Source organism: Solibacillus sp. CAU 1738 (assembly GCF_039888725.1).
In the GTDB taxonomy this organism is placed as follows: domain Bacteria; phylum Bacillota; class Bacilli; order Bacillales_A; family Planococcaceae; genus Metasolibacillus.
The window spans coordinates 297,579-321,832 of record NZ_JBDQQN010000003.1; the positions used below are offsets into that span (position 1 = coordinate 297,579).

The following is a 24,254-nucleotide window of genomic DNA, read 5'->3' on the forward strand; positions in this document are numbered from 1 at the left end:
AATAACGAAAGGGGTCGTATTATGTATAAAGTGTATTGCCGAGCTTATCAACAAACGTATAAAGTTGTTTCGAATTTTTTGTCTTGGCGAAAGCCGGATTTATTAGAAGGGGAAAATAGCTTATTACAGCTACCTTCATTAGTGAAAAGTAAAAATATACAACGTGTTTTAATTGTGACAGATCAAGGTATAGCTGCACTTGGTTTAATGGACCCTTTGCTTAGTGGTCTCGTGGCAGAGGGGGTGCAATATGCTATTTATGATAAAACTGTACCAAATCCAACGATAGAAAATATCGAAGAAGCATATGCCATGTATCGCGCAAACCATTGCCAAGGGATCATTGCATTTGGTGGGGGTTCCCCGATGGATTGTGCAAAAGGGGTAGGGGCTCGCGTAGCAAAACCAAGCATGCATATCCCACAAATGAAAGGGCAGCTAAAAATTCGCAGGGAAATGCCTCCGTTTTTTGCGATTCCAACTACTGCTGGTACAGGAAGTGAGACAACCGTAGTCGCAGTTGTGTCGAATAATGCTACGCACGAAAAATATGCTGTCAATGATCCCGTTCTTATCCCACATTATGCGATACTCGATCCGGTGTTGACAGTTAAGCTGCCCCCACATATTACTGCGACGACAGGGATGGATGCGCTGACACATGCGGTTGAAGCGTACATCGGCAATAGCAATACTGAGGAAACAAGGGTGTGCAGTCGCGAGGCAGTGACTTTAATATTTAATAATTTATACAAGGCTTACCAAGATGGTACGAATATGGAGGCCCGCACAAATATGCAAAAGGCTTCCTATTTAGCTGGCATCGCTTTTACACGTGCCTACGTAGGCTATGTACACGCGATTGCCCATACGCTTGGTGGGTTTTACGGCGTCCCGCATGGATTAGCCAATGCAATTATTTTGCCGTACGTACTTGAATTTTATGGCGACTCTGTTTATAAGCAGCTTGCTGAATTAGCAGATTTAGTCGGTATTGGCGAGCTAAGTGATGGTGAGGAACAAAAGGCAAAGCTATTTATTGAAGCAATTAAAAAATTGAATAAGGATATGGATATTCCAGATAAAGTGAGCGGCATTGTAAACCGTGACGTACCATTAATGGTAAAGCGCGCACTAAAAGAAGCAAATCCGCTTTACCCTGTACCGAAAATAATGAACAAAGACGAGATGTTTTATATGTATCAAATTATTCAAGCATAATAGTCGGCATATAAAGTTGTTTTGCTAGTGCTGTACCAAATCGCTGATTAATAAATTATTCGTTCGTAATTTCCGTTTCACTTCAAATAATCAGATATACCCCGATGTAAATAATAGTAAATTAAAAATGGGGGAGAGTAGTGAAAATTCAACAATCGTTTAAGTTGCCAAATAACGTGCTGCCGAAAGATGAGAACAAGCTAACGGAACAAAAGGAATCGAACACAATGCAACTACCTACAAAAGATGAGCAAGCAAAACAAGCTAGAGACATTGTGCTGAGTCAACTATCTGAAATGCAGGAGGCGCAAATGAAAACGGGTGAAGGCAATCCAAAAGCTGAGCGGATACTAAATAAGTTTAACTCTGGGAAGAAACTGTCGAGTGAGGAATTGAGTTATCTTATTAAATATGCGCCGGCCAGTGTGGAGCGCGTTTTGCGCATTACGGCGGAGCGCGAGCAAACAGAAATGATGATGCGCGCTTCGAAAACGAAAACGGGTGTTCAGTTCATTGCGATGCAAGCGGCGAACACCATTGAAAAATCAAGCGAAAATGTTCAGGATCAACAAGCGCAGATGAGTCATTTGCAGGACGCAAAGACGGAGTACGAAAAAACAGACGATTATAAAGAAAAGTTGAACTTCGAGCTTGAACGTGACAATAACAGGGAGCGTAAAAAAAGTACTGCCTATCCACAAAGTAACGTACTTTGGGCAACGGCACAGCTTGCTTATAAACGAAGACATATAAAAGAATAATGCGTTGGTCGCAAAAAAAGCCCGTTTTCCTGCTTGAGGAAAGACGGGCTTAAATTATTGGAGAACATCATCTCGCACTTGGGGAAAAATAATATATCCGATGTGGCTAAACGGTTGCCGTCGCTACAATTAGAAATTTTATTTCGCCGCTGTAACAATAGCATAGCGTTCCCATTTGCGACTTTTCCAACGACTAAGTACGAGTATAGCGCGTAGCCATTCGTCAGCTGAAATTGCGAGCCAAATACCGATAAGCCCGAGGTCCAGCACAAAGACGAATAAATAACCGAGTGGTAAACTCATACAAATCATCGAGATGAAGCCGATTTTTACAGGAAAACGCGCATCACCGGAAGCACGTAACGCATTAATAATCGTAATATTAATCGTGCGGCCTGTTTCTAGTAAAATACTTAATAACAGCACAGATGAACCAATACGGATAATATCAGGATTATCAGTAAACAAGCCAATTAAAGACTCACGGAATATTGTCACAAGCACAACCATCACTAATGTAAACACGAGTGCTGCTTTGACGCTAAACCAAACGCGCTTGTAAGCAATATCCTGCTCACCTGCACCAACATGACGGCCAATTAATATCGCCGTTCCCATCCCGATCGCCATCGCAAACAAATACGTAAACATCGACACATTCACAGCGTATTGTCTTGCTGCTAGTGATTCGGCACCTATATAGGTTACATAATATAAAAATACTATTTGGCAAGTTTGATATAGTACTTGCTCTAAAGCAGACGGAATACCAATTTGTAAAATTTTACGAATATAGTCTTTTGTGAAAGTATAGTAGTATTCTAATTTCACACGAACTTCAAGCACTTGATACAGCAACCAGAAGAACACAGCCGCTGCCAATGCGCGGCTTATAATGGAAGAAATCGCAGCACCTTCTACACCTAAAGCAGGTGCGCCAAATTTTCCGAAAATCAAAATATAGTTCAAGATTAAGTGTATTACGTTCATTCCGAGCGACACGTACATCGTTTGCTTCGTCCAGCCGTTCACACGAATAATGGCAGACAATGAATTAATAAGTGCTTGTAAGAAGATGAATCCACCAACAATAGCAAGATAGCTTTGCGCAAACTGAAGCACTTCACCATGTAAGTTCATAATCGTCATAATCTTATTCGAGAATAAGATAAACAGTAAACTCATCCCGATGCCGACAAAAAAGTTCAGCGAAACAGAAAGAGCAGAAATTTTTGACGCTTCCTCTACACGCTTAGAACCTAAGTATTGCGATACTACAATGGATGCCCCTGAACCGATAACACCTAATATTAAAATAGCAATTTGGATATATTGATTGGCTGCTCCAACGCCTGCTACTGCATTATCCGAAACTGCACTAAGCATAAACGTATCTGCAAGCCCCATTAGCATAAATAAAAATAGTTCTAAAAAGAGTGGCCAAGTTAATCGAAACAAACTTAACTCTTCATTTTTCCTTGCCATAACATGCCTCATTTCTTTTATCTATAGAAAAACAACATGTATCGTAACATATTTTGGAATAAAAGTCGTTAGTTTCATTTCGATATCCGAAAAATATTCCCAGTAAGGTCGTTTAGAGGTACTCATTTCATTAGCATGAATAGCATTATGTAACAAACTATCTAGCCATCCGTCTAATTGTAAAAAAGGGGATGTTGTGAGTGAAATGGTTTAACATTTTATTATTAGTAGTGTTACTCGCTGCATGCGGAACAGAATATACAAATAATGCGCAATTCGAAAATGTGCCCGAACAGAAAACTGAGCAGGCACCATTTACGTTGCGATTAGTAAGTGAAAAGGCGCAGTATAACGTTGGTGAACCGTTAGCTATTCGAGCTGAATTGATGTACGAAGGAAATGAGGAAGCGATTCAGATTGGTCATGCTGGTTCTTGGATTTGGCTCTCGACGACTAATTTGACGGAAAACTATCAATTTGGCGCAGCAATGAATGAGCCATATATTGTGACAACGGTGAAAAAAGGTGAAGCATTAGTGGAGCCATACCATTTCTCAGGTGGTTCGTATTATAAAGGGATGGATGGCAACAATTATACAGAAGATATGCTTAAACAAATGGTAGCTATGAAGTTTCCGCCTGGACAATATCAAATCAATGGTCGAACAGATTTTGTAATTGAGGGCCAACAGGGTGAAAAATATCATTTAGAAGCATCAATCATTTTTGAAGTAGTGGAATAAAGAAGTGTAGCTAATCATTTTAAGAGTAGTGGGAAAATGAACAAAAGCCGATACAAGAATTAAAAGTATCGGCTTCCAAAATGTATTTTATTATGACTTAATCGTCACAATCATTCCCCCCATATTATCCCCAGATAACTTATATGAATGTGTAGTAGGAACAGGGATGTTTAAAGAATCGGTTAAATCATAATATATTACTTCATACTGATGGCCATCAATATGGGTAGTGATAGATTTTTCCTGCTGTAAATGCGCTAAATATTCCTCTAATGTCCAATTATTTTTTGCGATAATATCGCTATGCGGTAAGCCGACATAGCGGAAATGCCAAGGCTCGTGTTGGATGCCGGTAATATGTGATTTATTCGGTGGATAACGTAAAATAAAGCCGTATCGAGCAGCGTTTTTTTCTAACCAAGCTGCCTCTTTGGATCCTTCCATTATTCCAGTTGTTGAACCAATATCAACAGAAAGCCCGGCGTTATGTTCACTATAACCTGGGGGGAGTGCCAAATCCGTCCCCATTGTCTCAAAAAGCTGCTGCTGTGCTGTTTGACTACGATAGCTACTATTGATGATGAAATTAGAGACACCATCTGCATTTGCCGCATCAATCATTTTATAAAAAGGTTGTAGTATTTGTCCTGATAATTCTATCGTCGGATCAAATGAAAAACTCGTTGCTTTCAGTGTGGATAACGCCACAACATCATTCGGTAGAGCACTGTTGTCCACAGGATGTTCACTATCCACAAGTATTAAATCGCCAAAATAAGTTGCATCTTCTTGCACGGTAATTGGCGAAAACGCTATATCCTCATCAAATGTATCAGTTGAAATGACTTGATCTTTTCCAAAATAGCCGAGCGCAATTATGGCTATCAACATCATCAATTTCTTCATTTATATATACCTCCTATAGCACACGGAAACCGGTTTACTTTCATACTTCTAAGCATAGCCAAAGGAGGTTAAGGTTTAGTAAGGAACTTTCTGAAGAATTTCTTAAGTTCGTTCTTTTTTTCCTAGCATTTCAGTTGCATTGTTAGAGTTATTTTAAATTGCTATTAAAAATGCTAAAATGGAAGAAAATACAATCTAGGTAAAGGAGATTAATAATGGATATTAGGAAACTGAACCAAGATGAAAAACTTCCACTACATTTGCTGTTATTGGCTGACCCCTCTATAGATCTTGTTGCAGAATATGCCAGTAGGGGAGAATGTTTTGTAGCTGAAAGTGAACAGCGAATCGTTGGTGTTTATGTACTACTTCCAACACGGTAAAGGTATAGGGAAGCGGTTAGTAATGGATGCCATACAAGTAGCTAAGGAAAAGGGCTATAAAACAATTGAAATAGGTACTGGGAATTCTAGTATTGGACAATTAGCACTTTATCAAAAATGTGGTTTTAGAATTGTTGGTGTAGATATGGACTTTTTTATTAAGCATTATCCAGATGAAATTTTTGAGAACGGTATACAATGCAGGGACATGATTCGTTTATCTCAAGATTTATAGATTGAAAGGTGAACCTTGTCTTACTGTGATTTATATATCTATCTTTAATTGAGGGAGTTGGATTGTATGTTAAAAGTAATGAGGATTATTTTTACGGTGATTGGAGCCGGCTTAGGTGTATACGCATTGATAACTGATAAATTTCAAGTAATGCCTTTAATGTTGTTTTCTTTAGGTGCAATGATGTTGCTTACGGGAATTTCTGAATTAAAAGAAAAACGAATGACAATGGCAATAATATCTTTCCTTTCCGCTGCTTTTGCCCTTTTTGTGTGCGTCTATACTTTTAACACTTGGGTGCAGTAATTGAACAAGGAAACGTTTATTAAAGTGTTTCACGGTTCTTTATGAACTAAAAGTACTTCTTATAAAATTCTTTTTAAGTTTTACACTTAGTTGTGCATAATTTCGAGCTTTCGAAAAAGAGAAAAGGATGCAACTCTGTAAATACAGAATTACATCCTCTTTCTAGGAAAAGGTTAATTATCCTTTTTGAACGTTAGTTGCTTGAGGACCGCGTTGGCCTGCTTCAACGTCAAACGTTACTGGTTGACCTTCTTCTAAAGATTTGAATCCTTCGCCTTGGATAGCTGAGAAATGTACGAATACATCTTCGCCACCTTCACGTTCGATAAATCCAAAACCTTTTTCTGAGTTAAACCATTTTACTGTACCTTTTTCCATGAGAAAAAACCTCCGTTGCGTAATCCGCATTTAATTACTATTCTTGCTCAATACATAAGACGAAATCACAGATTCGCAACTTTGTAAAGTCAAAAATAACTTTCTTATAAAATAACATTACTCAAAAGTATTTTCAATAAGGTGTAGTAAAAAAAATTTTAAAAAAATGTGACAAAGTCAGCTATTTGTTTGCGAAGCTAATAAGTGCGTTAATTAAAGATCAAAGAGTTGCATAGGCAGTTCTTTCTTTAAGGAACCGACTCTAATGGAATAGGGAAATATCCTTTCGTAGATGTCATTATTTGTTAATGTTATAATCTGGGTATTCGTTAAATATTAAAGGAGTATCCGATGAAAAAATTTATCATAATGGCTAGTATTGTTACTATCATTGCTTTTCTTTCTTTAATGAGGTTTCTTAACTATATTCAACAACAATATATTAATCCAGAATATATAGTAGTTGATAAAGTTGAGTTAGAAAATGGTGAATGGGTTATTAAAGGGCAAATAACGGAACCTTACACCGGTTTTTTAAGTAATAAGGTAGGGTTTAGTGGCGTTGACATTAAAATAAAAAATGAATCATTATATATTAAATTACAATATGGTATAGTAAGTGGCCGTCCTGCTGAACAATTCGGGATATATCTTGGGACAAAACTAGATAGAGTAGAAAAGGTTTATTTACAGGGGAATCAAACTGATGAAGTAAAATTAGTTTGGTATAAAAATTAAAGGGAGTTATTCTTCATTGGGAGAATGATTTTTTTAGTTCTGTTCGTATACTTTGCTGTTTTATATGTAACTAATAGCATTCCTGTAATGAATAATCTTTTTCAATCAAAATCAGCTAAGTTTTAGAATAAAAGTACTTAAACTGAAGGGGCGTTTCCACAACAGTGGGGAAGTTTTTTTACAAATTTAGTTCAAGAAATAGGTAAATGGTTAAGGAGGAAAAAGAGGCTATGAAACCAATGACGAAGTTGGCAATTAGATTTTATATTTTTGCTTTTTTACTTTACTTTATCAGTTTTCTTGGAAGTTTTTCAGTAGGTTTATATGTAATGTTACCTACGATATTTGTATTGTTAATTGGAATAGCAGTAAATCTTGGGTTATATAAAAAGGATAAGGCTTATGTGGTGCCTATCATCACTTCAATCGTGATATGCGGTATAACATATTCTACATGGGATTTTTTAGTTCGTAATGTAGATGATTATTATATATTCTATCCTTTTATGATTTTTGGATAATACATTTTATTAAGCTAATAGGGCGTTTCTACAATAAGAAAAGGGTAATTGAATATAAAGGGTCTTACTAACTCAGGAGGGAAAATGATTTTGGCAAATACTATACAAGCTATATTCATTGATAGAGATGGAACAATTGGTGGAAATGGGCACTTTGTTCATCCTAGAAACTTCACGCCATATCCTTTTAGTCAACATGCTTTAAAAATGTTAAAAGATAAAGGTCTTAAACTGTTTGCGATTACTAATCAGCATAGAATTAGTTCAGCTGAAGCTTCTATTAGTGATTTTCAAGAAGAGTTTCTGTCATATGGATTCGATGATGCTTTTATTTGTCCCCATAGCCCTAAGGAAGGGTGTATTTGTCATAAGCCAAAGCCAGGTATGTTAATTGAAGCATCGCAAAAATATAATTTAGATTTAACGAAATGCGTGGTTATTGGCGATGTTGGTTCAACAGATATGTTGGCAGCCCACATAGTTGGTGCAACAAAGATATTAGTAATGACTGGTTGGGGAAAAAGTTCATATAACGAATACAGACATACTTGGTCTGATGTCGAACCCGATTATATTGCTGATAATCTACTTGCTGCTGCTGAATGGATACTTTCTAATCATAGCTATTCCTGATTAAACTAATGGAGATCGAGATTATTGCTTTTTTTGAACTAAATATTTTTTTTTTAACGATAATCCATTCTCTTCTAAAGGTCTAAGAGTTTCTAACACCTCTGCGCGTAGAGTTGATTTTGCTGACAAAGTATAGGTTGTTATAGGATAATGATGATATATTAGATGGACAAAATAGTGGGGGGAAGCTGCGAAATGAACGAAGTGCAAACGATGGATTTTGAGATGGTGATGCAGGAGCTTGAAGCACTTGGCAAGGAACGAACTAAAAAAATATACATCTCCAATGGTGCCCAAGAACCGCTTTTTGGCGTGGCTACAGGAGCGATGAAGCCAATAGCTAAGAAAATAAAAATCAATCAACCTTTAGCTGAAGAGCTTTATGCTACTGGAAACTATGACGCAATGTACTTTGCGGGCATTATTGCCGATCCAAAAGCAATGACTGAGTCGGATTTTGATCGTTGGATGGATTCCGCATATTTTTATATGCTGTCAGATTATGTGGTTGCAGTAACTTTAGCGGAAGCGGATATTGCGCAGGAAGTTGCCGATAAATGGATTGCTAGCGGTGAGGAGCTGAGAATGTCAGCGGGCTGGAGCTGCTACTGTTGGCTTTTAGGAAATCGCAAAGATGTCGAGTTTTCCGAAAGCAAGATTGCCAATATGCTTGAAATTGTGAAAAATACGATTCATGATTCACCTGAACGTACGAAATCAGCAATGAATAACTTCCTATATACGGTTGGCGTTTCCTATTTACCGCTGCACGAAAAGGCACTCGAAACTGCGAAAGAAGTAGGTCCAGTAGAACTCAAAAAGGACAATAAAAAAAGTAGTTTCCTACATGCTTACGAAAGTATTCAAAATCAAGTAGCAAAAGGTAGAATTGGCTTCAAACGCAAATATGTAAGGTGTTAAACAATAGTCTCGAATCACGAATAAGATTCAATTATCAAGGGTGTTGATCCAAAGTGGATTGATGCCTTTTTTTGTTGAACACAGTAACCAACGAGTAAAAAACTTTAAATAAGAAGGACAAGTCATTAATAATCAAAAAAAACTGTCCTAAAAAGGAACAGTTAATTAATAAAATTTTGTCTAAAACCTTTGGCAAGAGCTTTTCCTTTATTGTAGACAAATCTTTCCCATTTAGCTAACAACCCGTTTCCATTTTCACTACGTTCTATTTTTAACACGTGATTTTTATGGAAATCTTTTACCCGTTTATTATGTTCTTTTTGCCATTGGTGCAAAGGATTATGTTTCATTTTTTTAACCTCTTTTTTAATTAGTTTCTTAATTATATGGTTAATATGGATAGATTAAAAGCAATCAATATCTTGTCGATTGAAAGTAGGAATTGATAGTTAATTCGGACATATTGCGGAACAAATTAGGTAGCTAACATATAAAAACGGTAAAGGGGGAAAGGTGTTCCAAGCATTAGTACAAAGTATGTTTGTTACCAACACTATTTTTTTACTTAAGTGACGAGATTTGTACTATAACCTCTCAGAGAGATTTTATATAATGTAATATTGTGAAATAGTATAATTCAACTTACGTCGCGGTTACTGAAAGATGGAATTGATATATCAATCAAATAAATAGTTAGGATGAATATGGTGAAGGATAAAAAGGAACGTTTAAAAGAGTTGCTAGACAAGCAAAATCAAAAAAGATTAGAAGAAGAGGAAAAAAGGGAATACGAAACTGTTTTAGAGGAAGTTAATGAGTTATTTCCGAATCATAAGGATAATAAAGAAGAAGTAGAAATCTTATCTAAAGAAGAATCTAACAAAATTAAAGATGAATTATTTGAAGTATTTCCGTTTTGTAATAGTGGAATAGAGTGGGGACTTATGTTTTACAAAACTATTTTTTCTAATTTTATTGACTATGAAAGTGCATTAGCAGAACTAGTAATTAATAATCATAAAGTAAATAATGAAATATGTTACATTATTGACCTTAACTTTCAACATGTTATTAAAACAAAACTGATTACAATTATTCACAGAGTTGAAGAAGTTAGAAATTGGGACAGATATATTTATTCACCTCAAATTAAATTGGTTATTGAATTCCCCTCCAATGATATAGCAGTAGGATGGAAGGAATAACTGTATATCCAATAATCTTAAAAGCACCCATATCCCCAATTTAGAGGACCAACTAACTTCGCTTCTTAAGCTATCGAGGCAGTTTAATGTCGTGAGAATATTGTATAAAATCCGTAAAATGGAATTATATGTTATAGTAAATCAATAATCCTATTGATTGGATAGATTTTAAGAACAGGGGCGATTTTATGGATGCAAAAATCCCGATACCAGTCCAAAATATATTAAATACGTACACTTCCTTATTTCACGAAAGAATTCCAGGTACACTTGAAGGATTATATTTATACGGGTCTATTGCTCTTAACGCGTATATCGATGGCTCTAGTGACATTGATTTTATCGCCATAATAAACCGTCACTTAACTGAAGAAGAGGTAAAAATAGTATCCGATACCCATCAAGAACTAAATAATAAGTTTAAAAAACCAGTGTTGGATGGATGCTATTTTCTTTGGGAGGACATAGGTAAGAAACAGACCGAAACAAAATGTTTATACGTAAACGAAGGGAAGCTAAGCTGGAGTAATCATGTTATTAATCCGATTACTTGGTGGATTTTGAGAGCAAAAGGAATTAGCATTATCGGTCCTGAGATCACTTCATTCCACTTTGAGGTTGATGAAAGTGCTTTAGCTGAATACGTACTAAATAATATGAACTCCTATTGGTTGAATCGAATGAATACAATCGAAAAATATAAAAGAAAAGCTTTTCTATTACCAAACAAACTTGTGGACCAGGAAGTAGAATGGTCTATTACAGGAATGTTACGCCAATTTTATACGCTTCGAGAACATGACATCATTTCAAAACTAGATGCGTGCAAATATGCAATTGATTATATACCTGAAAGATGGCATAACATTATTAAAGAAGCGATCAGTATTCGAGAGGGCTCAAACATACGTTACTGCAATTCTAAAAAACAACGAATTGACGACACGGTACAATGTATGAACTACATACTTGATTATTGTAATCATATGAATAAAACTGGAAGCGTAAAAAACTAAGCAATCTTCTTTTTTCACAATGGCATAAATGTATTTTTTTCATATGATATTTTAGAGGTGAAAAAATTGCCAAGAGTAAAATACCGAGATTCAGACATTGACTTAGTGGCTAGGATGATGCGGGCGGAAGCTGAAGGTGAAGGAAATCAAGGAATGTTATATGTTGGGAATGTAATTGTGAATCGCGTTGTAGCCAATTGTTTAGACTTTGTAGATATAAGATCAATTGAAGATGCCATATATCAAGTACAAGGCGGGAATTATTCTTTCGAGGCTGTTCAAAAAGGGAATTTATTTTATCAAAGAGCTCGAGATAATGAAAAAAGATTAGCGAAACAGACTTTGGATTATTGGAGAGAGCACCCAGCTAAATATGCTCTATGGTATTTTAATCCATATGCTCCTTGCCCTCCAACATGGTACGATCAACCATTTGCAGGTCAATTTAAAAACCATTGTTTTTATGAACCAAAAGCCAATACATGTGATGGTGTTTATATGGGATAGGAGGTATTGTGCTTTTTTGTGCTAAGAATATTTTTAGTCGTAGGTACTGGCGGCCAACAGTACTCATTTGATGTAACACTTTCCCGTAAGAAAGCACGAAACTCCAAAGAATTCTCCCTTTTACTAAATATTGTTTTAGTGTACTTTTATCTCACAAACTTATTGGGAACACCTTGTTTAAAAGGTGTTCCTTTACATATATCAACCGTGTAGAGCTAGAGATTCCGATGAAATAAGATTTTGGAATATTATATTTACCTAACTTGGGCTTTACTTCAATAAGAAGTAGAGTTTTTTCTAATTTGAGTAAACGAAGCAAGTTAGACAAAAGGGGAGATTTTCACTGTTCAGCGATAGTGTAATTGGTTAATATATGCCAGAAGTTTTTAAAGTTTAATATTAGTTAAAGTGAACCGTATCATAAGTAAATGAGGTTTTTGTATTCGACAAGTTTTAATAAAAACATACATATTTTTGGCTTCTCAGTTAATGTAACTTTAATTAATGTTCCTAGGAGATTGTAGCTAATATTTCTACTGAAAATATTTCAAAGTAAGATTTACATTTACTCCGTTATAATATTAATTACAATCTTCCCCTTTGTACGTCCACTTTCAACGTGGCGGTGAGCCTCTACAATCTGATTCAAAGGGAAACATTTCTCAATAACAGGTCTTATTTTCTCTTCCTCTACAAGACTACTTAAAAAATCCAAATCCTTGTCATTGGGTTTTGCAAGATGAATTTTCGCTTTTTTGCGACTTATCAAAGAACTTACCATTAATTGAATCGGGTGGTACTTAGGATAAAATAGGTGTTCTGTAATATAAACACCAGCCTCGGTTAGAGAGGGTAAACATCTGAAAAATGTACGCTTACCAACAGCGTCTAGAATGATATCGTACTTTTTCCCGTTATTTTCAAAATCTTCCTTAGTATAATCAAGAACATAATCTGCCCCAATGTCTTTAACCCATTGAAGATTCGAGGTACTACAAACAGCGGTTACCTCAGTCCCAAAGTATTTGGCAAGTTGCACCGCAAAATGGCCGACCCCGCCTGATGCACCATATATCAATACCCTTTGACCCTGCTTTATTTGTGCTACATCTCGCAGAGCTTGTAACGCCGTCTGAGCAGCACATGGTATAGCCGCAGCCTCCTCGAAGGAAACGTTTTTCGGTATATGACTTAAGGTATTCTCACGAGGAGTGACATATTCTGCATGAGATCCGAAACAACTTCCGAAAACATGATCACCTACCTTGAATTTGTGTACATTGTTTCCGATTGCTTCAATTGTACCCGCTACATCAATGCCCAGTATGGATTTTTTTGGTTTTATTAATCCATTCTCTAACCTAGTAGGCAAATAACCCTTTCGATATAAATAGTCTAATGCATTGACCGAAGCGCTATGCACTCTAATTAAAACTCTATCGTCATCCATAATGGATGGCTGTTCGACATCCTTTAGCTCCATGACTTCAGGGGGACCATAGGAACAATAAATAGCAGCTCTCACCTGTATTACCTCCATAATATTTTTGTTTTCCTTTAGTTTGATATTGTCATCTAGAGTAAATCTATATTCTTTACGATAAAAAGGGAGATTCATTAAGATTTGGACCCAGATAATAAGAGGTTTGTTGTATATAATTCATTTATTGAAGTTAAACGATGACAATATTGTCCATTTATTTATATTATTACTACCATCTAGAAATCATTGGGAAATTAAAAATTTTATGATTCAAGACTTAATTACAATGTATTTACATGGGTCACTAAGTGTTCTACTACAAACTTCAATATTCAGAAGAAGTATTTGAGAGATTAACTCATAAAAATACAAAATGAATTACAGGTCTCACATTATAAAGATGATTATCTTTCGAAGGAAAAAATAAAACAGGAACTCCAACGCATTTAGACATATCAAGGTAAACCGTACCATAAGTAAGCGCGGTATAAATGGTATGTTCATAAGCAATCACAAATGTTTTTAATCATTATCTAGGCATATTCAGATAAAATGAATATGTCTATTTTTTTTGTGAATCTTGTAACGCTTTAACGTTTCGCTAGTTATTTAGGTAAAGGGGGGAAGACATGGACTTTGAGGAAATTTATCAAGCATATTTTCATGATGTCTATTTTTATATGAGATCACTGGCGTCAGATGAAAATATTGCAGAAGAAATTACACAAGAAACATTTTTTAAGGCACTAAAGTCCATGCACCAATTTGACGGCAAAAAAGATATACGAGCATGGCTGTTTACAATCGCGAAAAATACATACTTTACACATTACAAAAAGCAGCAACGTCAAATCGATCAGATGGAACAATCCGTACTAGATGTTCAACTCGTGGAGCATTTAATGAATGAAGAACAAGCTTTTGCAATTCATCGTTATTTACACACAATGGAAGAGCCATATAAAGAAGTCTTTTCCCTTCGTACATTTGGTGAGCTGTCATTTGAGAAAATCGGTCAGTTATTTGGCAAAAGTGATGGTTGGGCTAGAGTGACGTTTTACCGTGCGAAAAAGAAAATATTAGCGTATATGGAGGCGAAACAAGATGAAGGAAATTAAATGTACAATTATTCAAGATTTGTTACCGCTTTATGTAGACGATGTCGTAAGTGAAGATACAAAAGAGCTGGTAGAACAACATTTACAAACATGCCAAGTATGTCAAAAAGAATACGAACAAATGACGCAAACATTGTATGTACCAATTGAAAATAAAGTGACATTGTTCGAAAAGGTTAATAAAAAATGGAATCGCAAAAAAATGATACTTATTGCTGGATCTATTTTAACGACATTGTTCCTGTGTTTTGCTGTATTTTCGTATGTATTTCATTATGAAAAAATGATTCCTTATTCAAGTGATTTATTTGAGATTGAACAGCAGAGTGATGGGACGCTCGTTTCAAATTATTTTGGCAAAAGTCATGCAGGGACTGGTATGACGCATCCAATGAAGGTTGAAATAGATGGAGAAATGAAAAATATTAGCTTAATCTATTATGTTGAAACAATCGCTAATTCGCCTACGAGCAATTTCCTGCGAGAGGATGAAAGAATAGGTCCTGAGCGATTTGAGTTACCGGATAGCAAAACTGTTGATCAAGTATATTATGGGCAATTTGATCTTGAAAAAGTAATAATTACAAAAGAGCAAACATGGGACGAACTTTTGCAAGAGATGACATTAATTTGGCAGAGATAGAGGGAACAAATCATCGTCGTGGTGAATCGTATCATAAGTAAGTGCGGATAATGCAAAGAGATTCTAAAACCTAATTTAAGGGGTTTTGGAGTCTCTTTTTTACTAGAAGTATATTATTTATTATTTTAGTTGTATAAGAAATTTCAATGCTATCATTTCTTTTGTTTTTCCATTATTATGAATTGTAACTTTATAAATAAGGAGAGTTTATGAAGAATGGGAAATTCCTAAAGGTGAGTTCAAAGAGGGTATATTAACAAATTACATAAATGTTAAGAGGCAAGAAGTATATCCTAATGACAGTGTTCATATGGGCCCGAATATTGCCCACAATTGAGCTAAAATAAGAATTTAGTGTTAAGAAAAATGGAGGTATTAGTAATGAATATTAAGGATAGAGTTGAAAAGTTAAGACAGCTAATGAAAGAAAACCGAATGGATGCTTATATAATTCCTAGTTTTGATGCACATCAGAGTGAATATGTAGCGGAGCATTGGAAATGTAGACAATGGATATCAGGATTTACAGGGTCTGCAGGTACTGTAGTTATTACATTAGAGGATGCTGGGTTATGGACAGATGGTAGATACTATATTCAAGCGGAAAAACAGCTTGAAGGCTCAGGAATCAGATTATTTAGAATGATGGATCCAGGGGTGCCATTTTATTCAGAATGGCTAGCGGATGTTCTTAAAGAAGGAAGCGCGATTGGCTTTGATGGCAATGTTTTCTCAACTAGTTTGGTTAAAAGGTTGGAAAAAGATTTACAAGCAAAGAATATCGTATTAAAAATGAATCAAGATTTAATTGGTGATCTATGGGAAGATAGACCGGAGATTCCTCAAGGGCAAATGTTTACTCATGACGTAAAATATGCAGGCAAATCACGAGTAGAAAAATTAAATGAAGTAAGAGAAGAAATGAAAAATAAAGGGGCAAATTATTATATTTTAACTTCCCTTGATGACATTGCATGGCTATTGAATATAAGAGGAGCAGATGTGCCTAACAATCCAATTGTAATAGCTAATGTAATTGTTGCAGAACATCAATGTTATTTATTTATTGATTCTTGCAAGGTTCCTTCTTCAGTTAAATTAGAACTGGAGGCTGAAGGAATTGAGTTAAAAGAGAGTCATGAAATACTAACATTCTTAGAAAATCTTTCAGTCGGAGATGCTGTTATTTTCGATACGAATAAAACAAATATCAGATTATATAATGCCATTAACAGTAATACGAAGAAAATTGAAAGTCTTAACATCACGACTAATTTAAAAGCTATTAAAAATGAAATTGAGATAAAAAATTTAAAATGGTGTGAAATAAAAGATGGTTTAGCTATGGTGAAATTTATAAAATGGCTAAAAAATTCTGTTGATAAAGAAGAAATTACAGAGATTACTGCAGAAGAAAGATTAGAAGATTTCAGAAGAGAGCAGGAAGGATTTGTTGGACCTAGCTTTGATACGATAGCAGGTTATAAAGAACATGCTGCCATGATGCATTATAAAGCTAATAAAGAAACGCAATATACTCTTAAAAATGAAGGTCTATTTTTAATTGATTCAGGCGGACAGTATTATGATGGAACAACAGATATTACAAGAACGATTGTTTTAGGAAAACTTACCGATGAACAAAAAAGAGATTTTACTTTAGTGTTAAAAGGATTTATTGCATTAAGCGCAGTTAAATATTTATACGGAACAACAGGCTCTAATTTAGATGTTTTAGCAAGACAACCAATTTGGCAGTATGGTTTAGACTATAAATGCGGGACTGGACATGGGGTTGGTTTCTTCTTGAATGTTCATGAAGGACCACATAGCATAAGGAATGATAATAATAATGTTACATTAGAAAAAGGCATGATTATTACGAATGAGCCAGGAATATACCTTGAAGGTAAACATGGAATTAGAATTGAAAATATGATGTTAGTAGCTGAAGACGAGAAAACAGAGTTTGGTCAATTTATGAAGTTTGAAGCAATCACGTATTGCCCGATTGATTTAGCCGGTATCAATTTAGAGATGTTAACAGAGAGTGAAAAGCAATGGTTAAATAATTATCATCAAGACGTATACACAAAGCTAGCTCCTTATTTAAATGAAGAAGAGAGAGTATGGCTAAAGGAAGAAACTAGGGAAATTTAAATAGGTATTGCCGAATACAAGTTCGAATGTAGCGCCAATATTAAAATAGAATCGCACTTATACTAGTTAAGGTGAACTGTACCATAAGTAAGTGCGGCTTATTCGAAAAATAGAGAAAGCACTGTTCTAGAGTCTAGAACAGTGCTTTTTTAAACTAAAGTTTTCACTTTACTACAATATTTTATTTATAGAAATCAAAATCGTGTCAATGCATTGAAAAAAATGTGAACGCATGGTAAATTTATATAGATGGGCACTTTATATTCAACAGAGTATAATTTCCCTATTTTAATTATAAATCATTGGTTTTCATTAGTCAACCCCTGTATTTATATTTTTAAGGAGTGAATGCTATGAATTCGGAATTTCAGCAGGAGCAAAAACGAGTGGAAAATGTAATGGAGACCATTGCGGAGCAAATTAGCAGATTGGAAGAAGAAACTTCGCAGCGCAAGAACGAAGTGGTAAAAATTCGCAAACACTTCTGGGATGAAATTAAAGTGAATACGGATACCTTTGACGATTTTCTTGAGACTATCATCGGCTTAAGACAAGAAGCACAAGCATTGTCCGTAAGCCAAAGCACCCACAAACATGCATCTAACAGATTGTCTACGCTGCGCCGTATGCAAAAGGTTCCCTACTTCGGCCGAATTGATTTCATAGAAGAAGGAATGTCAACTCATGAACAAATCTATATTGGAATCTCCTCGCTTATGGATAAAAATGAAGAGGATTTTCTTATCTACGACTGGAGAGCACCAATCTCGAGTGTCTACTACGATTACCAACCTGGTCCCGCCCAGTATGCAACACCAGGAGGCATAATCCAAGGGGAATTGGAGAAAAAGTGGCAATATCTTATCCGCGAAGGTGTTCTTCGATCAATGTTTGATACAAGTCTCACTATTGGAGACGAGATTTTGCAGCAAGTTCTAGGTCAAGGTACGAACAAACATATGCAGAGTATAGTAGCTACCATTCAACAGGAGCAAAACCGGATTATTCGTCATGATCAAGGGAGGCTGCTCATTGTTCACGGTGCAGCGGGTAGTGGTAAGACATCTGCGGCTTTACAGCGAATTGCTTATTTGCTCTACAAATATCGAGGTAGTCTGAAAGCTGATCAAATTATTTTATTTTCACCTAATTCAATGTTTAACAGTTATGTGTCCAATGTGTTGCCGGAACTTGGCGAAGAGAATATGCAGCAAGTTACATTTCAGGAATACTTGAATCATCGGCTTAGTAAAGAGTTTCAAGTTGAAAATCCCTACGAGCAATTAGAATACGTTTTAACTGCAGCACATACTCCTTCATACAGATCAAGAGTGTCTGCCATCCAATTCAAAGCATCTACTTATTTTTTTGAGATCATCAAGTCATACAGAAAATTTTTGGAGTTATCGGGAATGTTATTCAAGGACATTAACTTCAGAGGAAAACCGATTGTGACTGCTCAGCAAATCTCAGATAGATTTTATAGCAGCCACACCTCAATTAACTTCCACAATAGACTTGAAAAGCTAAAGGAATGGCTCATGAAGCAAATTAAAGAAGTCGAAAAAGCCGAAAGGACGAAGCCGTGGGTACAGGAAGAAATAGAGCTGCTTAGCAACGAGGATTACCACAAGGCAAATACTTACTTAGCGAAAAAGAAAGGCTATGAAAGAGAAGCCATTGCTGATTATGAGATGGAACCTGAAGCACTTGCACAATTGATTGTTCGCCAGAAATTGAAGCCGTTGCGTAAACGAATCTGGGCATTACACTTTATCGACATTAAGGAGATATATAAACAGCTTTTTGCGAATACAGTGCAGATCAAACAGTGGTTACAGGGGGAAATACCAGCAGAGTGGGAGGATATTTGTCAAGCGACGGTAGAAATGCTAGACGAAGGCAAATTATTTTACGAAGATGCTACACCGTTTTTACTTTTGAAAGAGTTGATTCAAGGTTTTCAGACAAATGGCTCGATAAAGCACATACTTGTTGATGAGGCACAGGACTATTCGCCATTTCAATTCGAGTTTTTAAAGCGCTTGTTTCCTTCTGCGAGGATGACTGTGCTAGGTGACTTTAATCAGGCGATATTCGCGCATGCCAGTGAAATAGTGGATTTCAACATCCTTAGCAGCTTGTACGGACAGGATGAAACGGAAGTAATCAACATGACGCGTAGCTATCGTTCCACAAAACCGATTATTGAATTTACACGCAAATTAGTTCCTAACGGTGATCAGATCATTCCTTTCGAACGTAATGGCGGGTTGCCTATGCTGACGCAATTGAGTGATTACGTAGAATTGCACAACTGCATTGCGTCTAAAGTCGAAGCTTTGCGAAGTCATGGTTATAATAGTATCGCCATAATATGCAAATCTGCCGAAGAAAGCATGCGTGCATATGAAGCCTTGTCCAACATTGAAGCTATTAAGCTCATAAAAAATGGCTCATCTGAGTATGAACAAGGAGTTGTCATCATACCATCGTATTTATCCAAAGGCATCGAATTTGAAGCAGTCGTCATCTATGATGCATCGGAGCAAGTATACGGTGATGATAGCTTACGCAGAGTTTTCTACACTGCCTGCACTAGAGCGATGCATGATTTGCAGCTATACAGCGTGGGAGAACCGACCCCGTTTTTGCGCAACGCTTTGCAGGAAAATCTCATTCAAGTTTAATTTAATTGGATTGTTAAGATAAAAAATTGGGGATAAAGTCAATATCATCGAGAGTAATGAAAGACAATGGTGATCATTAATTGACGACAATTATTAAACTTAATCTCATTTAAATACATCAAGCCGAATCGCATTAATAGAATAAATGAAAAGGTATGTGAACAGAGTTGTTTCACATACCTTTTTGGCTGTTGATATTGCACTTGAACCTGCCGAATAGAAGAAACCGTACCACTCCTGCTGAAAATTATAGTTGATGTCAGTCGGCGGAAGGAGTACGGTAATTCTTCTTAAATAAATATATTTGTTTTCATAGCAAGGCCATTAGCTATATTACACCACCATTTTTTGAGCTCATCTTTATTTAAGGATTTTGTTATTATAAAATAATTTAATCAAACTTCATCCCTTTTAATAAATCGGCAAAGGCATTATTAATCGGTTCTTCCTCTTTTTGTTGCTGCTTCATATATTGCTGTACAGCGCGTTTATCCACTTTACCGCCGCCTTCTTTTTTACGGCGTGCTTCGAATGCAGATAACTTCTCGCGGTAACCACATTTACATACGAAAATTTGACCATCGCCTTCACCACGTAGTTCTAGCTTTTTCTTACATTGTGGGCAGCGGGCGTTTGTTATACGTGCTACGTTTTTACGGTGACCACATTCACGGTCCTGGCATACGAGCATTTTGCCTTTTTTGCCGTTCACTTCAAGCATAGGCTTACCGCAGTCTGGGCAAGATTTTGTTGAAATGTTTTCGTGCTTATATTTTTTGTCGCTTGCTTTAATTGTAGAAACAATTTCTTTCGTATGGTTTTTCATTTCATTAATGAAAACTTCTTTTTTCAGCTTACCGTTGGCGATTTGCTCGAGCTTTTGTTCCCACTGGGCTGTTGTAGCAGGAGACTTTAATTCCTCTGGTACTAGATCTAGCAGTTGGCGACCTTTAGAGGTAATATAGATTTCTTTTCCACCACGTTTTTCGATCATAAATGAGTTGAATAGTTTTTCAATAATATCTGCACGCGTAGCAACTGTACCTAATCCACCGGTAGATTTTAATGTGTCTGCAAGCTGTTTATCGCTTGATTCCATATATTTCGCAGGGTTTTCCATAGCAGAAAGTAATGTTGCTTCATTAAATCGTGCAGGCGGCTTTGTTTGGCCTGATGTTTGCGCTATTAATTTTGTTTTTAATGTATGTCCTTTTTCCATACGAGGGAGGATTTGTTCTTTTACATCATCATTTTGGTCCTCGTCATCAAAACGGTTTTCATATACTTCTTTCCAACCAGTGTTAATAATTGTTTTTCCACGCGCAACGAATTTTTCATCTCCAATTGTTGCGTTCAACGTAAGTTGCTCGTATTCAAAGGCAGGGAAAAGAACGGCTAAGAAACGTTTTACAACAAGGTCATAAATTTTTCGTTCTTTGTCTGTCATAGCTGAGAAATTTACATAGCCTTCAGTTGGAATGATGGCGTGGTGATCGGATACTTTGCTATCATCTACAAATGATTTTGACGTTTTAATTGGTTTTGCTAATACTTTGTTCGCTAATGGACGATATTCGGCAACAGCGCAAGCTTTCAGACGTTCAGGTAATGTTGCCACAATATCTTGAGAAATAAAGCGTGAATCAGTACGAGGGTACGTTAACACTTTATGCTGCTCATATAGCTTTTGCATAATGTTAAGCGTCTCTTTTGCTGAGTAGCCAAAGATTTTGTTAGCATCACGTTGTAGCTCTGTTAAATCGTAAAGACCTGGAGCAAACGTCTTTTTTGGCTTACGATCAATGTCCGTTACAACTGCATCTTTGTTACCAAGTTTTTTTACGATGGCATCGATTTTTTCTTTATCAAAACTACGGCTATTCCCATTTTTATCTTGCCAAGTTAGTTTTAATTTATCAGTTGTTTGCGCTTCGATACCATAATACGTTTGCGGCTTGAAATGTTTAATTTCATCTTCACGTTTTGCAATGATCGCGACAACAGGTGTTTGAACACGTCCAGTATTTAGCTGAGAATTATATTTTGTACTAAGCGCTCGCGTAGCATTTAAGCCTAAATACCAATCAGCCTCCGAACGTGCAACTGCTGCGTGGTAAAGGTTTTCATACGCTTTGCCTGGCTTTAAATTATTGAACCCGTCTTTAATCGCTTTGTCTGTTACAGATGAAATCCAAAGACGTTTAATCGGTTTATTCACTTTAGCTTTTTCGATAATCCAACGCGCTACAAGCTCACCTTCACGTCCTGCATCTGTCGCAATAATGATTTCATTAACATCACCACGTGTTAATTGAGATTTTACAGCATTGTATTGTTTCCCAGATTGCTTGATTACTGTTAGCTTTAATTGCTGTGGTAGCATCGGTAAATCTTCTAAATTCCACGTTTTATATTTCACATCGTAGCTTTCTGGGTCAGCAAGTGTCACAAGATGCCCTAGCGCCCAAGTCACGATGTATTTGTCTCCCTCTAAATAGCCATTTCCTTTTTTATTACACTTCAATACGTTGGCGATATCGCGTGCCACTGAAGGTTTTTCGGCTAATACTAAGCTTTTTGCCATACATAACATCCTTTCGTAAATCCTAATTCTAAATATAGCATAGTGGATGGGTTTATTCATTTTGCTAGTAATGAACAATCTTAAAAATCAAATGGTAGTTCTATTTATAGCAGACAAAAATGTTTCCTATTTGGGGAAATGGAAAACTAATAAGATTTTATTAGCCCATTTATTTTGTTTGGTCGTTTTTTAGAACCGATTTTTGTTACGTTTTGTGACATGCCTTTAATTCTAGTGCGTAATTAAGATCTGTGTCGGGAATAAATTCAACATTTTTGCACACATTAGATTAGACTTTATAGTCGATTTTTTTACTTTGTAAGTCGGAGGTGAAATACGATGGCAAAGAAAAATAAAACTAGCTTCAAGAAGGATAAAAAGAAGACTAAAGATACTAATAATCGTGAAGAATATTCAAAAGAGTTCAATCAAGTGATTCATAATAATCCTCCGCAAGAAGTTACGAAGCATAGAGGAACATAAAGAAAAGCCTTAGTTCACGTAGGATGGACTAAGGTTTTTTCGTGGGAACTAGCTCGCAATTATTTAATTCAACACTTAGTGATGAGAAATTCGTCGCTCGTAGTAAAACAATAATTGATGAAATATAAATTGGTGAATCTATTAAAAAATATAAATTTTGAAAAAAATAATAATAATCTGCTGTTGTTTTTGATTAGTAGTAAATGTGAACGAATTACGAGCAATATTAATGAAATGTGAAGAAGCTATTTGATATAATCTCATTAATAAAATGCGGAAAAATATTGGAAATAGAGGTGATATTTATGAAGGTTGGTAGCTTAATTCAAGGTCGGATATCGGAATTAGAGGAACGTAAACGTGCATTGCACCGTAGAGAAATGGGCGAGGCTTACAAAAAGACAGCTAAGTTCGTTGAAGCAAGTAAAAATCCAGTGCTCGTTGCATTGGATAATTTACTGTCGGGTAAAACAGATAAGGATTTACATGCAGCAGATGTAGCAACAAAGGAAGAAACACCGGATACGCAGTTAACGTATGTTGAACAAAAGGAACAGCAGATTGAATCGCCACAGTTAATATCAGAACTACTTTCACCTTATAAAGCGACAGAACCGATGTCGTATACAAATGGCAATAAACACTATTTAAATAGTGGTGAAGTGACAATGAACACTTCAACTGGAACAACGCGAGAGGAAACAATCAACATATTAGAACAGGTGAAGATGGCAGCACTTGCACCAGCTCAGCCATCACCACAAGATTTGCGTATTGCTGCTATTGCAACAGCGCAAATCCAACAGACAGAGGCAATATTGTATGGCGAATCAAAAGAAGAAGTAGAAGAGCAAGAGCCGTTTATCGGCGAAGAGTTAAACATAGACGTTCCTGAACGCTTTATGAATGATTTCAAACGTGATGCTGAAGCTCCAACTGTTTTTGGGAAAGAGTTAGAAAGTTTATTATTTCAGCGTACGTATATGAAAGCTACAGCGAAATATATACATCATATCGCTATGGTGAAAAACGGCTATCGGTCTATTGAAGAACCGACTTTTTCTAAAATTGCGTAATGTTAAAAGTTGTTTTAGTATGATAAACATACTAAAGCGACTTTTTTAATTAAATGAA

23 protein-coding genes and 1 pseudogene are annotated in these 24,254 nt (G+C 36.0%); 18 read left to right on the top strand and 6 right to left on the bottom strand.

All coding sequences use genetic code 11. From position 1 onward, the window contains the following. Positions 1-21 precede the first annotated feature (21 nt). Entirely contained in the window at positions 22-1,221 is a 1,200-nt protein-coding gene (locus AAFN87_RS10940; protein WP_347791100.1) for an iron-containing alcohol dehydrogenase, read from the top strand. A gap of 140 nt (positions 1,222-1,361) precedes the next feature. Next, positions 1,362-1,982, top strand: coding sequence for a hypothetical protein (locus AAFN87_RS10945; protein ID WP_347791101.1), 621 nt, complete (start codon positions 1,362-1,364; stop codon positions 1,980-1,982). A 138-nt stretch (positions 1,983-2,120) separates the two neighbouring features. Here AAFN87_RS10945 and AAFN87_RS10950 read toward each other — a convergent pair whose 3' ends face one another. Next, a complete protein-coding gene (locus AAFN87_RS10950; protein WP_347791102.1) occupies positions 2,121-3,467 on the bottom strand; it encodes an MATE family efflux transporter in 1,347 nt (448 codons plus the stop codon). 200 nt (positions 3,468-3,667) lie between these two features. On the opposite strand from AAFN87_RS10950, the gene AAFN87_RS10955 reads away from it, so the two are divergent. After that, a complete protein-coding gene (locus AAFN87_RS10955; RefSeq protein WP_347791103.1) occupies positions 3,668-4,210 on the top strand; it encodes a hypothetical protein in 543 nt (180 codons plus the stop codon). Positions 4,211-4,300: 90 nt separating this feature from the next. On the opposite strand, the gene AAFN87_RS10960 is transcribed toward AAFN87_RS10955, so the two are convergent. Further along, on the bottom strand, positions 4,301-5,116 hold the full coding sequence (locus tag AAFN87_RS10960) for a M15 family metallopeptidase (protein WP_347791104.1): 816 nt from the start codon (positions 5,114-5,116) through the stop codon (positions 4,301-4,303). A 215-nt stretch (positions 5,117-5,331) separates the two neighbouring features. Here AAFN87_RS10960 and AAFN87_RS10965 point away from each other — a divergent pair. Together AAFN87_RS10965 and AAFN87_RS10970 are read left to right on the top strand one after the other, a co-directional pair. Then, positions 5,332-5,734, top strand: a pseudogene (locus tag AAFN87_RS10965) (N-acetyltransferase family protein). 66 nt (positions 5,735-5,800) lie between these two features. Beyond that, entirely contained in the window at positions 5,801-6,040 is a 240-nt protein-coding gene (locus AAFN87_RS10970; RefSeq protein WP_347791105.1) for a YczI family protein, read from the top strand. A gap of 177 nt (positions 6,041-6,217) precedes the next feature. Here the strand turns inward: AAFN87_RS10970 and AAFN87_RS10975 are convergent, their stop codons facing one another. Then, positions 6,218-6,418, bottom strand: coding sequence for a cold-shock protein (locus tag AAFN87_RS10975; protein ID WP_347791106.1), 201 nt, complete (start codon positions 6,416-6,418; stop codon positions 6,218-6,220). Between the two features lie 351 nt (positions 6,419-6,769). Here AAFN87_RS10975 and AAFN87_RS10980 point away from each other — a divergent pair, with 351 nt between their 5' ends. The 4 genes from AAFN87_RS10980 (at position 6,770) to AAFN87_RS10995 (ending at position 9,231) form a co-directional block, all read left to right on the top strand. Beyond that, a complete protein-coding gene (locus tag AAFN87_RS10980; protein WP_347791107.1) occupies positions 6,770-7,156 on the top strand; it encodes a hypothetical protein in 387 nt (128 codons plus the stop codon). 230 nt (positions 7,157-7,386) lie between these two features. After that, entirely contained in the window at positions 7,387-7,677 is a 291-nt protein-coding gene (locus AAFN87_RS10985) for a hypothetical protein (RefSeq protein ID WP_347791108.1), read from the top strand. A 90-nt stretch (positions 7,678-7,767) separates the two neighbouring features. After that, positions 7,768-8,310 carry an HAD-IIIA family hydrolase gene (locus AAFN87_RS10990; RefSeq protein ID WP_347791109.1) on the top strand — a complete coding sequence of 181 codons (543 nt, stop codon included), beginning with the start codon at positions 7,768-7,770 and terminating at the stop codon, positions 8,308-8,310. 213 nt (positions 8,311-8,523) lie between these two features. After that, positions 8,524-9,231 carry a DNA alkylation repair protein gene (locus AAFN87_RS10995; protein WP_347791456.1) on the top strand — a complete coding sequence of 236 codons (708 nt, stop codon included), beginning with the start codon at positions 8,524-8,526 and terminating at the stop codon, positions 9,229-9,231. 161 nt (positions 9,232-9,392) lie between these two features. Here the strand turns inward: AAFN87_RS10995 and AAFN87_RS11000 are convergent, their stop codons facing one another. Next, positions 9,393-9,581, bottom strand: a complete 189-nt coding sequence (locus tag AAFN87_RS11000; RefSeq protein ID WP_347791110.1) for a hypothetical protein — start codon at positions 9,579-9,581, stop codon at positions 9,393-9,395. Between the two features lie 354 nt (positions 9,582-9,935). Between AAFN87_RS11000 and AAFN87_RS11005 the strand changes: the two genes are divergently transcribed. From AAFN87_RS11005 to AAFN87_RS11015, 3 genes are all read left to right on the top strand, one after another. Next, positions 9,936-10,436, top strand: a complete 501-nt coding sequence (locus AAFN87_RS11005; protein WP_347791111.1) for a CDI toxin immunity protein — start codon at positions 9,936-9,938, stop codon at positions 10,434-10,436. Between the two features lie 188 nt (positions 10,437-10,624). Further along, on the top strand, positions 10,625-11,452 hold the full coding sequence (locus AAFN87_RS11010) for an aminoglycoside adenylyltransferase domain-containing protein (protein ID WP_347791112.1): 828 nt from the start codon (positions 10,625-10,627) through the stop codon (positions 11,450-11,452). Between the two features lie 66 nt (positions 11,453-11,518). Next, complete coding sequence (locus tag AAFN87_RS11015) at positions 11,519-11,959, top strand: cell wall hydrolase (protein ID WP_347791113.1); 441 nt, start codon at positions 11,519-11,521, stop codon at positions 11,957-11,959. Positions 11,960-12,524: 565 nt separating this feature from the next. Here the strand turns inward: AAFN87_RS11015 and AAFN87_RS11020 are convergent. Then, the gene (locus AAFN87_RS11020) at positions 12,525-13,484 is read right to left on the bottom strand and encodes an NAD(P)-dependent alcohol dehydrogenase (protein WP_347791114.1); all 960 of its coding nucleotides are present in this window, start codon (positions 13,482-13,484) and stop codon (positions 12,525-12,527) included. A 587-nt stretch (positions 13,485-14,071) separates the two neighbouring features. Between AAFN87_RS11020 and AAFN87_RS11025 the strand changes: the two genes are divergently transcribed. The 4 genes from AAFN87_RS11025 (at position 14,072) to helD (ending at position 20,053) form a co-directional block, all read left to right on the top strand. Then, the gene (locus tag AAFN87_RS11025) at positions 14,072-14,560 is read left to right on the top strand and encodes an RNA polymerase sigma factor (RefSeq protein WP_347791115.1); all 489 of its coding nucleotides are present in this window, start codon (positions 14,072-14,074) and stop codon (positions 14,558-14,560) included. Then, on the top strand, positions 14,547-15,203 hold the full coding sequence (locus tag AAFN87_RS11030) for a zf-HC2 domain-containing protein (protein WP_347791116.1): 657 nt from the start codon (positions 14,547-14,549) through the stop codon (positions 15,201-15,203). The genes AAFN87_RS11025 and AAFN87_RS11030 overlap by 14 nt, the downstream gene beginning before the upstream one ends. A gap of 381 nt (positions 15,204-15,584) precedes the next feature. Then, complete coding sequence (locus tag AAFN87_RS11035; protein WP_347791117.1) at positions 15,585-17,363, top strand: aminopeptidase P family protein; 1,779 nt, start codon at positions 15,585-15,587, stop codon at positions 17,361-17,363. Positions 17,364-17,716: 353 nt separating this feature from the next. Beyond that, positions 17,717-20,053 (top strand): RNA polymerase recycling motor HelD, encoded by a 2,337-nt coding sequence (gene helD, locus AAFN87_RS11040; RefSeq protein ID WP_347791118.1) that lies wholly within the window; start codon positions 17,717-17,719, stop codon positions 20,051-20,053. Positions 20,054-20,444: 391 nt separating this feature from the next. Here the strand turns inward: helD and AAFN87_RS11045 are convergent, their stop codons facing one another. Beyond that, entirely contained in the window at positions 20,445-22,637 is a 2,193-nt protein-coding gene (locus AAFN87_RS11045) for a DNA topoisomerase III (RefSeq protein ID WP_347791119.1), read from the bottom strand. Positions 22,638-22,976: 339 nt separating this feature from the next. On the opposite strand from AAFN87_RS11045, the gene AAFN87_RS11050 reads away from it, so the two are divergent. Further along, positions 22,977-23,120: a hypothetical protein gene (locus AAFN87_RS11050; protein ID WP_347791120.1), complete on the top strand. Its 144-nt coding sequence runs from the start codon at positions 22,977-22,979 to the stop codon at positions 23,118-23,120. 305 nt (positions 23,121-23,425) lie between these two features. After that, a complete protein-coding gene (locus AAFN87_RS11055; protein ID WP_347791121.1) occupies positions 23,426-24,196 on the top strand; it encodes a putative metalloprotease CJM1_0395 family protein in 771 nt (256 codons plus the stop codon). Positions 24,197-24,254: the final 58 nt, after the last annotated feature.

Coding starts and splice junctions, on each gene's coding strand:
- AAFN87_RS11025 (WP_347791115.1), top strand. CDS start 14,072: ATGGACTTTGAGGAAATTTATCAAGCATATTTTCATGATGTCTATTTT.
- AAFN87_RS11050 (WP_347791120.1), top strand. CDS start 22,977: ATGGCAAAGAAAAATAAAACTAGCTTCAAGAAGGATAAAAAGAAGACT.
- AAFN87_RS10995 (WP_347791456.1), top strand. CDS start 8,524: ATGGATTTTGAGATGGTGATGCAGGAGCTTGAAGCACTTGGCAAGGAA.
- AAFN87_RS11030 (WP_347791116.1), top strand. CDS start 14,547: ATGAAGGAAATTAAATGTACAATTATTCAAGATTTGTTACCGCTTTAT.
- AAFN87_RS11055 (WP_347791121.1), top strand. CDS start 23,426: ATGAAGGTTGGTAGCTTAATTCAAGGTCGGATATCGGAATTAGAGGAA.
- AAFN87_RS10970 (WP_347791105.1), top strand. CDS start 5,801: ATGTTAAAAGTAATGAGGATTATTTTTACGGTGATTGGAGCCGGCTTA.
- AAFN87_RS11045 (WP_347791119.1), bottom strand. CDS start 22,637: ATGGCAAAAAGCTTAGTATTAGCCGAAAAACCTTCAGTGGCACGCGAT.
- AAFN87_RS10940 (WP_347791100.1), top strand. CDS start 22: ATGTATAAAGTGTATTGCCGAGCTTATCAACAAACGTATAAAGTTGTT.
- AAFN87_RS10980 (WP_347791107.1), top strand. CDS start 6,770: ATGAAAAAATTTATCATAATGGCTAGTATTGTTACTATCATTGCTTTT.
- AAFN87_RS11000 (WP_347791110.1), bottom strand. CDS start 9,581: ATGAAACATAATCCTTTGCACCAATGGCAAAAAGAACATAATAAACGG.
- AAFN87_RS11005 (WP_347791111.1), top strand. CDS start 9,936: ATGGTGAAGGATAAAAAGGAACGTTTAAAAGAGTTGCTAGACAAGCAA.
- AAFN87_RS10950 (WP_347791102.1), bottom strand. CDS start 3,467: ATGGCAAGGAAAAATGAAGAGTTAAGTTTGTTTCGATTAACTTGGCCA.
- AAFN87_RS11010 (WP_347791112.1), top strand. CDS start 10,625: ATGGATGCAAAAATCCCGATACCAGTCCAAAATATATTAAATACGTAC.
- helD (WP_347791118.1), top strand. CDS start 17,717: ATGAATTCGGAATTTCAGCAGGAGCAAAAACGAGTGGAAAATGTAATG.
- AAFN87_RS10985 (WP_347791108.1), top strand. CDS start 7,387: ATGAAACCAATGACGAAGTTGGCAATTAGATTTTATATTTTTGCTTTT.
- AAFN87_RS10975 (WP_347791106.1), bottom strand. CDS start 6,418: ATGGAAAAAGGTACAGTAAAATGGTTTAACTCAGAAAAAGGTTTTGGA.
- AAFN87_RS10960 (WP_347791104.1), bottom strand. CDS start 5,116: ATGAAGAAATTGATGATGTTGATAGCCATAATTGCGCTCGGCTATTTT.
- AAFN87_RS11035 (WP_347791117.1), top strand. CDS start 15,585: ATGAATATTAAGGATAGAGTTGAAAAGTTAAGACAGCTAATGAAAGAA.